Consider the following 14,031-nt stretch of genomic DNA (forward strand, 5'->3'; position numbering starts at 1 on the left):
ATGCCTAAAATTATTAAGGTATGAGTTTTTTTAGTATGTCACTTTTAAATGAAAATTTCCATTCTGTATACTCTTCTATAGGAATTTTGTATTATTTATTTTGTATATTATTTTATTTCATATGCATAAAGATATAATTTTCTATAAAAATTATATAAAACATTATAAATGTAATAACTTAATTAGAACAGATGTATTAAGTAAAATGAAAATAGTTTATAATAATACTAAAATGCTATGTTTTAAGTGTATTTTAATATTATAGAAAATAAATTTTAATTTCATTTAGTCGTATACTATAATATTAAGATTGGTTTAAAGTATAGCCTATAAAAAATAGTGTGGATGGAGGTTTTATTCTATGAAAAAGAGGTTTAATACCACTGGGGTTTGTGTACCTAGAAAACACTATATGGTAGATATTACAAATAAACTTAAAGAAATAAGAGAACTTATAGATAATGAATTCTATTTTACTATAAATAAACCTAGACAATATGGAAAAACAACAACTTTAAGTGAACTAAAAAAATTATTAAGTGATGAATATTTAATAATAAGTATTAGCTTTGAAGGTATTGGTGATAGTGTATTTGAAACAGAAGAATATTTTTCAAAGACTTTTATTGAACTATTAAGTGAAAATATAGAATTTATAGATGAAGATGAAAGTAAAAGATTAGATTTTTTAGGCAATAATACAAAAAGCATAAAGGATTTATCTAAGGTAATAACTAGATTTGTTAGAGATTCAAAAAAAGAAGTTGTTTTATTTATTGATGAAGTTGATAAAAGTTCTAATAATCAATTATTTTTAAGTTTTATAGGAATGCTTAGAAATAAATATTTAGATAGGGAAATGGAAAGAGATTATACATTTAAATCTGTTATATTAACAGGACTTCATGATGTGAAATCATTAAAGTTAAAATTGCGTCCAGAAGATGAAGCAAAATATAATTCACCTTGGAATATAGCTGTGGATTTTAATGTAGATATGAGTTTTTCACCAAAAGAAATTTCTACAATGATAGAGCAGTATAGTAGAGAAAATAATATAGATATGGACAAAAAATCTATAAGTCAAGAAATTTATTTTTTTACAGAAGGATATCCTTTTTTAGTAAGTAGACTTTGCCAGATTATAGATGAAAAGATTAAAAAGGATATAAAAGAAGCATGGAGTAAAGAGGATATTAAAAAAGCTGTTAAGATGATTTTAGAAGAAAAAAATACTTTGTTTGATACTCTTATTAAAAATTTAGAGAATAACAAAGAATTATATAGTTATATAGAAGATATTATTATTAGAGGTATTGAAAAAGGATTTAATAATGATAATCCTCTTATAGAAATTGGAATAACCTATGGTTACTTTAAAAATAGAGATGGAAAAGTAGCTATGTCTAATAAAATATTTGGTGAAAGAATATATAATTACATGGTTTCAAAACTAGAAAACACTTATAGTAAAATGGATGGATATAATTTTAAAGGTGAATTTATAGAACCAAATGGAGAACTTAATATAGAAAAAATTCTTAAAAGATTTCAGCAGTTTATGAAAGAACAATATTCATCTAAAGATCAACAATTTATAGAACATCATGGAAGACTATTATTTTTAGCGTTTATAAAACCTATAATCAATGGAACAGGATTTGATTTTAAGGAAGTACAAGTTTCAGAAGAAAAAAGATTAGATGTAGTAATAACATATAATAATTTTAAATATATAATTGAAATGAAAATATGGAGAGGACAAAAGTATCATGAAGATGGGCTTAATCAACTTTGTAACTATTTAGATATTCATGGATTAGACAAAGGATACTTGGTTATATTTAATTTTAATAAAAACAAAGAATTTAAGGAAGATAGATTAAATATTCAAAATAAAGATATATTTGAAGTTTATGTTTAAAATATAGATTAAAAGCTGTTATAAGACTAAATGAATTAGTTTTATAACAGCTATTTTAAAAAATTATCTATTGAAGCGTGATGTAGATAATTTTATTTTTAGAGTAAAATAATTAAGTATATAAGTTCCAATAAAGTTTGTTCATTAATATAAATCTTAGAATATTTATAAATATTATGACTCACCAGTATAGTAAGGAAATTATATAGAAAATTTATGATATATATGCTTCTAACTAGATATTATTAATTAAAGATATAATTTTCTATAAAAATTATATAAAAGATTATAAATGTATTAACCTAATTAGAACATATATATTAAATTTTTTTAGTAGATCTTTTAGCTTTTAATCCTGCTACAGCAAAAATAATTAATGTCCAACAACTAATAAAAGAATATCGAGGTTGAACTTCAGAAATCAAATAGAATGAAGTAAATCCTAATGAAAGTATTAAAAATAAATTTAATTCAGTTAATAAAGTTTTATTTTTTCTTAGACCAATAATACCAAAGTAAAGTAGAAATATATAAAATAGGGTTATTAAGGTTAAGAAGGTAAATTCAAAATATCGTAATACTCTAATTCCTAGTGTTTGGTCACTACTTATTACTGTAAATTGAAAAGCACCAAAATCACTAACACCAACCTCACCTGACAGTTTTCCAATATACAAAGCTGCTACGTTTTTTATAGGTGAATGTAGCAATCTTTGTTCAATTAGTTTTATACTTTCTTTTTTTATCTTGTCATTGTCATAATTATATTTGATTGGAATATTAGAATCTTCTTCATTCCAAAATCCAAAGGAATTTAAATTCGTACCTTTTAAAACACTAGTTAAAACTGTTTCTTTAGGTTTCCATAAATGTGATTCTGTTATTTTGTTATTAAGAAGTACAGAACTTATAATATACATGGGTAATATAAACATAATAACAGTAATTAAAATTGGTTTTATAGAACTTTTAAATCCTTTATAAATAAGTAAATACATTAAGTATGCTATTAAGAAAATAATTCCTACCATTCTAAATAGGTTTCCAAATGAAAGAGCTAGTCCACTAAAAATAATCCATCTACATTTAGTTGTATTTTTTATATATTTTATAAAAAAATATATACTAAGCAAGTAGAATGGTATTGCTATGTTTTCTGACAATGCTTGAGAGTTATACATTATAAATGGTGGAAATAACGAAAAAAGCATTGATGATACAATTGCACTTTTATAACCAAATAATTCTTTTACAATACAATACATAATAAAAACTGATACAGTTGAAAAAAGTACATTAAAAAGTTTAATTAAAAAAATTGGATTATCATTAAAATTAAAAAATAAAGAATAATATAATACTGGAATAGTATCATGAGTAAATCTAGCGAAATAATTAAATCCATGAAAACAACTAAAATTTCCATTAAAAACATCTTTACTAGAGTTATACATAATTGCAAAATCAGAAACAGGTATAGTTTTAGTTAAGCTTATCCACAAAATTCTAATTATAAAACTAATAAGCAATATAAAAATTATTAAATTTTTAGTATCTAGTAGTTTTTGTAACCAATTTATTATCTTATTTCTTTTATAATAAATTATACTTAGCAGTAATATTATTATTAACATAGAAAAAATATTTGCTACAAGCTTCATACCTTTTGGAATTTCAATATATACAGCAAAATTTATAATAAAATTAACTAATATAGAACTTATAATAGAAAAAATAAATATTCCAATCATAAGCTTTCTTAAAAAATTATTAAACAGGTTCTTTATCATAGGGTTATCTCCTTAAATAGAATATATTTTATTTATCTTTAAATGAAATTTTCCATTCTTTCTACTCTTCTATAAGACTTTTGTATAATTTCTTTTGGATATCCTATATAATCTAAAAGTTTAATTGCATTTCTTGTTTTAGATATGCCTTTTTTTAGCTTATAATCAAACTTTAATCCATTTTTATTATCTACATCTTCACTAAAATAATAGAAATCATAATTTTCTTTAAGAATATCTGAAAGTTCTCTATCATGGGTAGCAACAATACAAATGGCATTTCTTTTATTGATATAATTAAGTATCTCTGCTGAGGAAGATATTCTTTCAGCAGGATTTGTTCCCCTGAATATTTCATCTATTGGACAAAAAACAGGGATTTCTTTTTCTGATCCTTTTATTATTCTTAAGATAGATTCAGCTTCTGCTAAGTAGTAGCTTTTTCCACTAGTAATATCATCCTTTGGACTTATTGATGAGATTATATTTAAGAAACATCCTTTATATTCATGTGCTAAAGCAAAATTAAAAGTCTGTGCTAAAAGTATATTGGTGCTTATCATTCTTAAAAATGTAGACTTACCAGACATGTTTGTCCCAGTCAAAACAATTCCTTTCTTAAAAATTTCAAGTGAGTTTGCAACTGGATTTTTAAGAAGAGGATGTATTCCATCTGTTATTTTTAATGAATTTTCTTTAATAAACTGTGGTGTGCAGCATTTTTCTTTATTATCATTTTGATAAAGCGAGATTGAAATTAAAGCATCAAGTTCTCCAACTAAATAATATAATTCTAATATTTTATTTTTCTTACCAACTAATTTTATACTCATTCTATAAAATACACTTTCTTCTATAAGAAAAGGAATAGAAAACATCTGTAAAAGTCCACCAAAAGAATTAAGTACTTTAAGTAAGTAGGTAGATTTATCTAAAACGCTTAATTCATTTAATAAAGTTTTCATTTTAGTAGTATATAATTTAATTTCATCATTTTTAATAGAGGATAATTTTTTTGATGTATTTATCAAATCTCTTAAATAGATAAGTCCTATAGCATTTATGGTACTTTCTTCTTTATTATGTATATACATATTTATAAATATATCTACTAGTACAGCAATCATTATTTTAGGTTCTTTAAATATAATAGCAGCCAATATTAATAATATAGGTATAATACCTACAATGCCATAAAAAAAGGATTTTAACTTACTTACAGGAATTAAGTCATTTATCATATCTAGTAATCTATTTTTACTATCATAAATCATATTGTAAAAGGTTTTTCTTAAATTTACTGTTAAATCTAAATTTTCTTTAAATAGATCTATTAACTTTCCTCTTTCTTTTAATTTTTCTTCATCCATTATTGGATTTCTAAGCATTTTATATAAAGCAGCTTCCCCTTCTGTTGAATAAGTCCTATCTAATTCATAAAATACTTCATTCATCATCAAATCATCCCAAGTCTGATCATCAATAGTAAAATCATTTTTTTCAGTTAGTTTAAATAATGTGTTTATTTTGTTAATATTTCTTTTCCTATATTTTGTTGAATTAAGATCTTTTTTAATAAAGTCTTTGCTGACATCAAGAAACATAAAATCACTCTTTTCTATTTGGCTATGTTTTAAAACATAACCTTCTATTTTTAATTACGTATAGATTTAATAAGGCACAATTAAAAAATAAAAAGTCCATTTTCTAGCCTAGTTTCATGTGCATAATATAATAACAATCATTCTAGAATTAAATAAAGAAACTTTATTTTAGTAAATATGCTTTTGGTATTATATATCTATTATAATACGATTAACATAAAAAGTATATTTTGGGAAGGAAAAGTTATTGCAAATTAGATCGAATAGGATTGTAAAGATTTCACAAAAGATTATAAATTGTAATAACTTAATTAGAACATATATATTAAGTAAAATGAAAATAGTTTATAATAATACTAAATGCTATGTTTAAAAGACAATTTGAATTTTTACAAAACACCCATTTATGCTTTAGATGAGAGATAGTTTTGAATTGACAATGGATAATGCACGATTGACAATTTAGGATGAAATCACGCTGTGATTTCTAAAAAAATATATATTAAAGAAAGCCGAAGGCTTTCAACCACAATTGTGAATTGTCAACTGTCAATCGTCAATTGAAAAGGGGCTTTTAACTAAAACTGTCCATTATCAACTGTCAATTGTTCATTAAAACGTGGCGCAGCCACTTTTGTTGAAACATAGCTTATAAAAAATAGTGTGGATGGAGGTTTTATGCTATGAAAAAGAGGTTTAATACCACTGGGGTTTGTGTACCTAGAAAACACTATATGGTAGATATTACAAAAAAACTTAAAGAAATAAGAGAACTTATAGATAATGAATTTTATTTTACTATAAATAAACCTAGACAATATGGGAAAACAACAACTTTAAGTGAATTAGAAAAATTATTAAGTGAAGAGTATTTAGTCATAAGTATTAGCTTTGAAGGTATTGGTGATAGTGTATTTGAAGATGAAAAAGATTTTTGTAATAAATTTTTAAAGATAATGGCTAAATCTTTAAAGTTTACTGATAAAAAAGAAAGTGAAAGGCTATTAGAATTAAATGAAAATGTTAATGACCTTGAAAATACATCAGAGGTTATAACTAAATTTATTGAAGATGCATCAAAAGAAGTTGTTTTATTTATTGATGAGGTTGATAAAAGTTCTAATAATCAATTATTTTTAAGTTTTATAGGAATGCTTAGAAATAAATATTTAGATAGGGAAATGGAAAGAGATTATACATTTAAATCTGTTATATTAACAGGACTTTATGATGTGAAATCATTAAAATTAAAACTACGTTCAGAAGAGGAATCAAAATATAATTCACCTTGGAACATAGCAGTGGATTTTGATGTAGATATGAGTTTTTCACCAAAAGAAATTTCTACAATGATAGAGCAGTATAGTAGAGAAAATAATATAGATATAGACATAAAATCTATAAGTGAAGAATTATACTTTTTTACAGAAGGATATCCTTTTTTAGTAAGTAGACTTTGCCAGATTATAGATGAAAAGATTAAAAAAGATATAAAAGAATCTTGGATTAAAGAAGATGTTCAAAAGGCAGTTAAGATTATTAATGAAGAAGTTAATACTTTATTTCAAAGTATAGTAAAAAATTTAGAAAATAATAATGAACTTTATGAATTAACAAAGAGAATTTTAATAGATGGAGAACAAATAATTTTTAATCCATTAGATCCAGTAATAAGCATAGGGTTAACTTACGGTATATTTAAAAAGGGGAAAGATGGACTAGAGATAAGCAATAAAATATTTGAAGAAATTATCTATAATTATATGATATCAAAGGTAAGAACTTCCACTGAAAATATGAGTATATATAATATTAAATCAAGATTTATAAAAGAAAATGGAGAACTTAATATAGAAAAAATTCTTCAAAGATTTCAGCAGTTTATGAAAGAACAATATTCATCTAAAGATCAAGAATTTATAGAACATCATGGAAGATTACTATTTTTAGCGTTTATAAAACCAATAATAAATGGAACAGGATTTGATTTTAAGGAAGTACAAGTTTCTGAAGAAAAAAGATTAGATGTAGTAATAACATATAATAATTTCAAATATATAATTGAAATGAAAATATGGAGAGGACCAAAGTATCATGAAGATGGACTTAATCAGCTTTGTGATTATTTAGATATTCATGGATTAGACAAAGGATACTTGGTTATATTTAATTTTAATAAAAATAAAGAATTTAAAGAAGAAAGATTAAATATTCAAGATAAAGATATTTTTGAAGTTTATGTTTAAAGATTAATATAAAAACACTTATACATAAGTTGAATTGCCCTTGTCAAGTAGATAGAGAGCAATTCAAGTATAGGTGTTTTTATATTTAATTACAGAATTTAAAATATACTAAAATAATTTTGATAACTAACAGAAAGTTTTAAATTTTAGATAAATGAGTATTAATATTTTTTACCCAAACATTCATATCTTCAAAGTTACCACATATATTACAATTATTTATTAATTTTCCTCTAAATTTATAATTATGTTTACTTAAAACAAAATTAATACCTGGATTTATTGATCTAGCTAAGCTATACAAAGCAATAAATCCTTTAGACTTAAGGTCTAATTCTAATAAATGAACAATATTTGATAATATGCCTTTACCTCTATATTCAGGATAAGTAGCACAATCAGTTATCTCAGCATTTAAGTTCTTTTTATCCATATCTGCTGAAGCTATAGCAATTACTTTCCCATTATCTGTTGCAACTTTATATAGAACTTTCTTATTCATAGTTTGTCTTAAAAATTCTTCATCATAAACTGGAGATGGATAAGTTGAAAATACATTAGAAAATAGTTTTACTATTTCTTTTATATCATTCTCATTTGCATCTCTTATATCATATGCACTATTATTAATGTTATTATTGTAAGTATTTTCTAAATCTAAGCATTTATTTAATATTAAATTTTTTTCATCTATATTATTGTAAATTCTTCTTTTATTATTTATAAAATAAGACATTAAAAATGCATCTTTTCCTTTAAAATAACCTTCAATTTTACCCTCTAAATCAAATCCGGCTTCAAAGAAAAATTTTAAATTTTCAATATCAGTATTACAAAGTATTTTACTTAAATTCTCCTGAATACAGAAAGACATTATATTCTTTATATTTTTTATAGATATATTATTAAAATCAATTATTTTTATACGTTTATTAGTGTAATCTACATAGAGATTGATATCATCTATTGTAATATAATAATTTTTATTTATTTTACAATTATTTATACTCATAATTTTACGCCCTTCTTTTTATTCTAATGTTACTTTGAGGAATTAAGCAAACACGTTCATCTTTAAAAAGTTGCTCTAATCCTTTAGAATCATCTTTTTTAAATTTATTACATATTCCACAATGATGACATTCATGAGTTTTATCGGTTGGTTCATTATAAGTACATAAAACACCTTCATAATTTCTAAGAATTAATTTTTCAGGAGATTGTGAGATTAAGTATTGAGGATTAATAGGAATTTTCCCCCCACCTCCTGGAGCGTCAATTACAAATGTAGGAACTGCAAATCCAGAAGTATGTCCACGTAAAAGTTCTATAATTTCAATACCTGTTGAAACAGGAGTTCTAAAATGTTCAATTCCTTGAGATAAATCACATTGATATATATAATAAGGTCTTATTCTATTCATCACTAGTTTGTGAACTAGACTTTTCATAATATAAGGACAGTCATTTATATTCTTTAATAGAACAGATTGATTTCCTAAAGGAATTCCAGAATCAGCAAGCTTTTTGCAAGCTAAAATAGACTCTTCAGTTATTTCACTTGGATGATTGAAGTGGGTATTAATCCAAATTGGATGATATTTTTTTAAAATATTACAAAGATTACTAGTTATTCTTTGTGGCATAACAACAGGGACCCGTGTTCCTATTCTTATAACCTCAACATGTTGTATTTCTTTTAATTTCTTTAAAATAAATTCAAGTTTTTCATCTGATACACACAAAGCATCACCACCTGATAATAATACATCTCGTACTTCTTTATGTTCTTTTATATATTTAATAGCTTTTAGGATATTATTGGTTGAGAGAGAACTATCTTTGTGTCCAGCAAATCTTCTTCTTGTACAATGACGACAATACATTGAACATTGCTCAGTAATAAGAAGAAGAACTCTATCAGGATATCTGTGTGTTAATCCAGGGACAGGAGAATCAATAGTTTCATGTAAAGGATCATTACTATCATATTTAGAAATTTTTGTTTCTTGAATAGTAGGAATAGCTTGTCTTCTGATTGGACAATTATAATCATTTGGATCTATTAATGTTGCATAGTATGGTGTTATTGCCATTTTAAGTTTTTTTAGAGTGGCTTTTATTCCATTTTTTTCTTCATCAGTAAGATTTACAATATGTTCTAATTCATCTATTGTTGTAATTCGATTAGCAATCTGCCATTTCCAATCATTCCATTGTTCCTTTGTGGTATTTTTCCATAATAATATATCATTATAGTTTCTTTTCAATATAAACACTCCTTTTATAGTTAAAAAATAAGGTATAAATTTAATGTAGAATTATAGTTAATTAAAATTTTGAATTATTATAAGAAGGGTTATAACACTTTAATATTTTTATGAAAGTCTTTATTTTTTGAGAAATAAAGATTATTTAAATAGACTTTTATTAAGAAAATTTTATAGAAAATTTAAAATAAGTTATAGAGCATTTGTTTGTTGAGATAGATATAAATCTTCTATAACTTTGGATAAGCATAATATATCACTCATTTCATAAAAGCCAATTTTATTTTGTATAAAATTTATTGCATAAATGGCTCCTAGAGCAAAAACTTTTCTTGAAAATGATTCATGAGAAATTGTGATTATATCATCTTCACCAACAATAGATACTGTATGTTTTCCAACTACACCACCAGCACGTATGGAATTTATTGAAATTTTTGATTCATTAATATCTTTACCAGAGTATTTTAATCCATTTTCTATTTCAGTAGCTATTTTTAATGCTGTACCAGATGGGCTATCCTTTTTATTTTTATGATGAATTTCTGAAATGTTAAAATCATAATCGTTTAATAGAACAGATGCTAGTTTAGTTAAAATCATTAATACATTAATTCCAACTGTTATATTTGGAGCATAAACCATTCCAGTATGATTCTTAGTAGCTAAAGTCTCTAGTTTTTTTAAATCTATTTCTGAAAAACCTGTAGTACCAATAACCATATTAACTTTCATTTTTGAAATCAGATTTGCATTTTTTAAAGTAGCTTCAGGATTAGAAAAATCTATAACAATATCTGGTTTAGACTTTAATATATTTTGTTCTAATGTATCAATACTTTCTATTTTGATATCAGTTTTTTGTATTTTAAGAATTTCACCTAAATCTCTATTTTTTTTACTACTGTTAGGACTACATAGAACCGATACAAGCTCCATATTTTTATTCTTAAGTATCATTTTAGCAATTTCCTTACCAGTTTTTCCAAGACCAATTAAACAAATTTTTACCATAAAATACCTCCTTAAATTGTTTGTTAAAAAATAATAAGCTGCAGAGAAGTCTCTGCAGCTTATTAAGCATCATAAATTATAGGAACACTAAAAAAAGTATATAATAGTATACCTAAAAACTTCCCTTCAACGCTTACGAGATTAGCTGACGGATTCGGATTGAAGAAATTAACCCTACTTATCATAACGATAAGATTCACCCCAAAAATTGGTTCTCCCGCTCAAATTGATTCAGCGCTATAAATATTCAATTACTCTTTTAAATTAATACCATCTATAAATAATTTTATCTCTTTAAGATAATAATGTCAAATAAATACAAAAATAGCTTGTTTATTTTAAAATAATGTATTGACTATAACGTTACGTGATAGTTTATTATAAAGATGTAAGAAACAAGTACTAAACAATAAGGGGATGATTTTATTTCTTATAAAGTAAAAGAGGTCTCTAATATGGTTGGAATAAGCGTACGAACACTCCACTATTATGACCAAATTGGATTATTAAAATCAGATACTATAACTGCCGCGGGGTATAGACTTTATACAGAAAAGGATCTTGAAAAATTACAACAAATCCTCTTTTTTAAAGAACTTGATTTTAGTTTAAAAGAGATAAAAAACATTATAGAAAATCCGGGATTTGATAGAAAGCATGCATTAAATAATCACAAAAATTTATTATTGCAGAAAAAAGAGAGACTTGAAAAAATAATAGATACGCTTGAAAAAACTATAAATTCAATTGATGGAGGAAAAGAAATGGATAAGAAGGAAATGTTTAATGGATTTGATATATCTGAAATAGAAAATTATAAGGTTAAATATGCAAAAGAAGTTAGAGAAAAGTATGGTAATTCAGAAGCATATAAGGAAAACAAAATAAAAACATCAAAGTATACAAAAGAAGATTGGAATAATATTATGGCATCTGGAAATTTAATATTTGAAAAATTATCAAAATTAATGGATAAACCAAAAGAATTTTCAGAAGTTCAAGATGTAATTGAAGAATGGAGAAGGTATATAACTAATAATTTTTATAATTGTACACCAGAAATATTTAGGGGTTTAGGACAAATGTATATTTATGATGAAAGATTTACAAATTTTATTAACGAAATTAAACCAGAATTAGCTAAATTTTTTAGTGAAGCAATTGAAGTATATTGTGATAATATAGATAAAAAATAGTAAACAAAGCATTGTTATAAAAATGAAAAAATTATTGAACTATATTATGATGATTTAAAAGTTTCCATGAAAAATAATAAATAAAAAATAGCTTATATAACTAATAATTATATAAGCTATTTTTATGAATAAATTATAAAATTAATATGTTATATAATGTTAATATATAGTATAGTTAGTAAAAATTAAAATAAGTTAAGAAAGAGAAACGGTGATTATATGGATACTTGTAATATATTAATTATAGAAGATGATGATGAGATAAATGATTTGATTTGTGATGCATTAAGCAAGGAAAATTATAATATAAGTCAAGCATTTGATGGAAGACAAGCTTTGGAAATGTTCAATGATAGTATTAAGTTAATTATACTTGATTTAATGATCCCATATATTGATGGAATAGAAGTATTAAGAAGGATTAGGGAAAAGAGCATTTTGCCAGTAATAATTATTTCAGCTAAAGATGATGAATGTGATAGAGTAATTGGTCTTAGTATGGGTGCTGATGATTATATGATAAAGCCATTTTCAGTAAGAGAATTAACAGCTAGGGTAAAAGCACAACTTAGAAGATATGTTGATTACAACAATAATGAAAATAAAAATTCTATTTTACAACATGATGAATTAAAATTAGATGTTTTGAATTATAGAGCTTTTAAAGGGGATAAAGAGTTAAATTTAAGACCAAAGGAATTTGAAATTTTAAAATTATTTCTTTCAAACTCTAATAGAGTTTTTACAAAGGCTCAAATATTTAATAATGTATGGGAAAATCAATATTTGAATGATGATAATAATACTGTAATGGTTCATATAAAAAGACTCAGAAATAAAATAGAAGATAATCCTAATGAGCCTAAATATATTCAAACTGTATGGGGAATAGGATATAAACTTGGTGAATAATATGAGTGTATTAAATTATGTATTAATTACTATCATAGTCATTCTTGTAATTTTGCTTGTTTCATTATATCAAAAGTTAAATTATATATGTAAAATACTTGATCAAATATTAGATGGAAATTTAAATCAAAGAATAAGATTTCAAAATCATGTGAGACTTTTAAAAATATTAAGCATAAAAATAAATAAAGTAGTTGAAAAATTTCAGAGGTTATATGAAAAGAATAAGATAGATGAAGAGTCAAGAAAAAGGATGATATCTAATATATCTCATGATCTTAGGACACCTTTAACTTCAATGCTTGGATATATGGAACTTATTCTTGAAGAAAGTAATTTTAATGATGAAGCTTTAAACTTAAATAATAGATTAAATGAAACTCAATTAAAAAATAATACTTTAAATGATGAACAAATATTGAAATACTTAAAAATAGTTTATAGTAAGGGAAATTATTTATACAATTTAATGGAGGAATTTTTTCAGATTTCTAAGTTAGATTCAAACGATATAAAATTAGAAATGAAGAAAATTAATATATCTGAAATTATAAGGAAAAATATAATTTCATTTTTTAATGAGATAAAAAAGCTTAATATAGATCCAAAAATAAATATTACAGAAGAAGACATATATATATTAAGTGATGAAAAAGCATTAAATAGAATTTCAAGTAATTTAATAAATAATTCGTTAAAACATGCCTCAAAGGCTACAGAAATAGGAATTGATTTAAATTATGATGAGAATAATGTTTTTATTAATATATGGGATAACGGTATTGGAATACCAAAAGAAGAAATAAAATATATTTTTGATAGACTATATACAGTAGAAAAATCAAGAAAATTAAATTTAAAAAGCAGTGGACTTGGACTTACTATAGTAAAGAAATTAGTAGAATCATTAGGAGGAAGTATATCTGTGAGCAGTGTTCCGTTTGAAAAGACAGTGTTTAGAGTTATATTGCCAAGAAATTTTAAGAAAGTATCATGAGATATTTAATCATATTCCGTTATGATTTAAAGAATATTGATATTATAGTTATAAGATTATAGAAAGTAAATTTTAATG

General features: G+C 23.8%; 10 protein-coding genes and 1 riboswitch. Of the genes, 5 read left to right on the forward strand and 5 right to left on the reverse strand.

Annotated elements, in window-relative coordinates:
- Window positions 1–361 precede the first annotated feature (361 nt).
- Complete coding sequence (locus tag KYD98_RS11545; RefSeq protein WP_219780194.1) at window positions 362–1,924, forward strand: P-loop NTPase family protein; 1,563 nt, start codon at window positions 362–364, stop codon at window positions 1,922–1,924.
- Window positions 1,925–2,244: 320 nt separating this feature from the next.
- Here KYD98_RS11545 and KYD98_RS11550 read toward each other — a convergent pair whose 3' ends face one another.
- Window positions 2,245–3,714 (reverse strand): glycosyltransferase family 39 protein, encoded by a 1,470-nt coding sequence (locus tag KYD98_RS11550; protein WP_219780195.1) that lies wholly within the window; start codon window positions 3,712–3,714, stop codon window positions 2,245–2,247.
- 38 nt (window positions 3,715–3,752) lie between these two features.
- On the reverse strand, window positions 3,753–5,318 hold the full coding sequence (locus KYD98_RS11555) for a MutS-related protein (protein WP_219780196.1): 1,566 nt from the start codon (window positions 5,316–5,318) through the stop codon (window positions 3,753–3,755).
- A 683-nt stretch (window positions 5,319–6,001) separates the two neighbouring features.
- On the opposite strand from KYD98_RS11555, the gene KYD98_RS11560 reads away from it, so the two are divergent.
- Entirely contained in the window at window positions 6,002–7,564 is a 1,563-nt protein-coding gene (locus KYD98_RS11560; protein WP_219780197.1) for an AAA-like domain-containing protein, read from the forward strand.
- Window positions 7,565–7,703: 139 nt separating this feature from the next.
- On the opposite strand, the gene ablB is transcribed toward KYD98_RS11560, so the two are convergent.
- The 3 genes from ablB to dapB all read right to left on the reverse strand — a co-directional run bounded on the left by ablB (window position 7,704) and on the right by dapB (window position 10,848).
- Entirely contained in the window at window positions 7,704–8,576 is an 873-nt protein-coding gene (ablB, locus tag KYD98_RS11565; RefSeq protein ID WP_219780198.1) for a putative beta-lysine N-acetyltransferase, read from the reverse strand.
- Between the two features lie 4 nt (window positions 8,577–8,580).
- Window positions 8,581–9,834: a lysine 2,3-aminomutase gene (gene kamA, locus KYD98_RS11570; protein ID WP_219780199.1), complete on the reverse strand. Its 1,254-nt coding sequence runs from the start codon at window positions 9,832–9,834 to the stop codon at window positions 8,581–8,583.
- Between the two features lie 192 nt (window positions 9,835–10,026).
- Window positions 10,027–10,848, reverse strand: coding sequence for a 4-hydroxy-tetrahydrodipicolinate reductase (gene dapB, locus KYD98_RS11575; protein WP_219780200.1), 822 nt, complete (start codon window positions 10,846–10,848; stop codon window positions 10,027–10,029).
- Window positions 10,849–10,963: 115 nt separating this feature from the next.
- A riboswitch (cyclic di-AMP (ydaO/yuaA leader) is annotated at window positions 10,964–11,095 on the reverse strand.
- Between the two features lie 178 nt (window positions 11,096–11,273).
- Here dapB and KYD98_RS11580 point away from each other — a divergent pair.
- From KYD98_RS11580 to KYD98_RS11590, 3 genes are all read left to right on the forward strand, one after another.
- Window positions 11,274–12,044 (forward strand): MerR family transcriptional regulator, encoded by a 771-nt coding sequence (locus KYD98_RS11580; protein WP_219780304.1) that lies wholly within the window; start codon window positions 11,274–11,276, stop codon window positions 12,042–12,044.
- 219 nt (window positions 12,045–12,263) lie between these two features.
- On the forward strand, window positions 12,264–12,956 hold the full coding sequence (locus tag KYD98_RS11585) for a response regulator transcription factor (RefSeq protein WP_219780201.1): 693 nt from the start codon (window positions 12,264–12,266) through the stop codon (window positions 12,954–12,956).
- Between the two features lies 1 nt (window position 12,957).
- Window positions 12,958–13,953 (forward strand): sensor histidine kinase, encoded by a 996-nt coding sequence (locus KYD98_RS11590; RefSeq protein ID WP_219780202.1) that lies wholly within the window; start codon window positions 12,958–12,960, stop codon window positions 13,951–13,953.
- Window positions 13,954–14,031 lie beyond the last annotated feature (78 nt).

This window comes from Clostridium weizhouense, from assembly GCF_019431045.1.
GTDB lineage: Bacteria > Bacillota > Clostridia > Clostridiales > Clostridiaceae > Clostridium > Clostridium weizhouense.

What these genes read in the sequence shown, in the direction of transcription:
- KYD98_RS11585 (WP_219780201.1), top strand. Translation starts at nt 12,264, where the DNA reads ATGGATACTTGTAATATATTAATTATAGAAGATGATGATGAGATAAAT.
- KYD98_RS11590 (WP_219780202.1), top strand. Translation starts at nt 12,958, where the DNA reads ATGAGTGTATTAAATTATGTATTAATTACTATCATAGTCATTCTTGTA.
- KYD98_RS11555 (WP_219780196.1), bottom strand. Translation starts at nt 5,318, where the DNA reads ATGTTTCTTGATGTCAGCAAAGACTTTATTAAAAAAGATCTTAATTCA.
- dapB (WP_219780200.1), bottom strand. Translation starts at nt 10,848, where the DNA reads ATGGTAAAAATTTGTTTAATTGGTCTTGGAAAAACTGGTAAGGAAATT.
- ablB (WP_219780198.1), bottom strand. Translation starts at nt 8,576, where the DNA reads ATGAGTATAAATAATTGTAAAATAAATAAAAATTATTATATTACAATA.
- KYD98_RS11545 (WP_219780194.1), top strand. Translation starts at nt 362, where the DNA reads ATGAAAAAGAGGTTTAATACCACTGGGGTTTGTGTACCTAGAAAACAC.
- KYD98_RS11560 (WP_219780197.1), top strand. Translation starts at nt 6,002, where the DNA reads ATGAAAAAGAGGTTTAATACCACTGGGGTTTGTGTACCTAGAAAACAC.
- KYD98_RS11550 (WP_219780195.1), bottom strand. Translation starts at nt 3,714, where the DNA reads ATGATAAAGAACCTGTTTAATAATTTTTTAAGAAAGCTTATGATTGGA.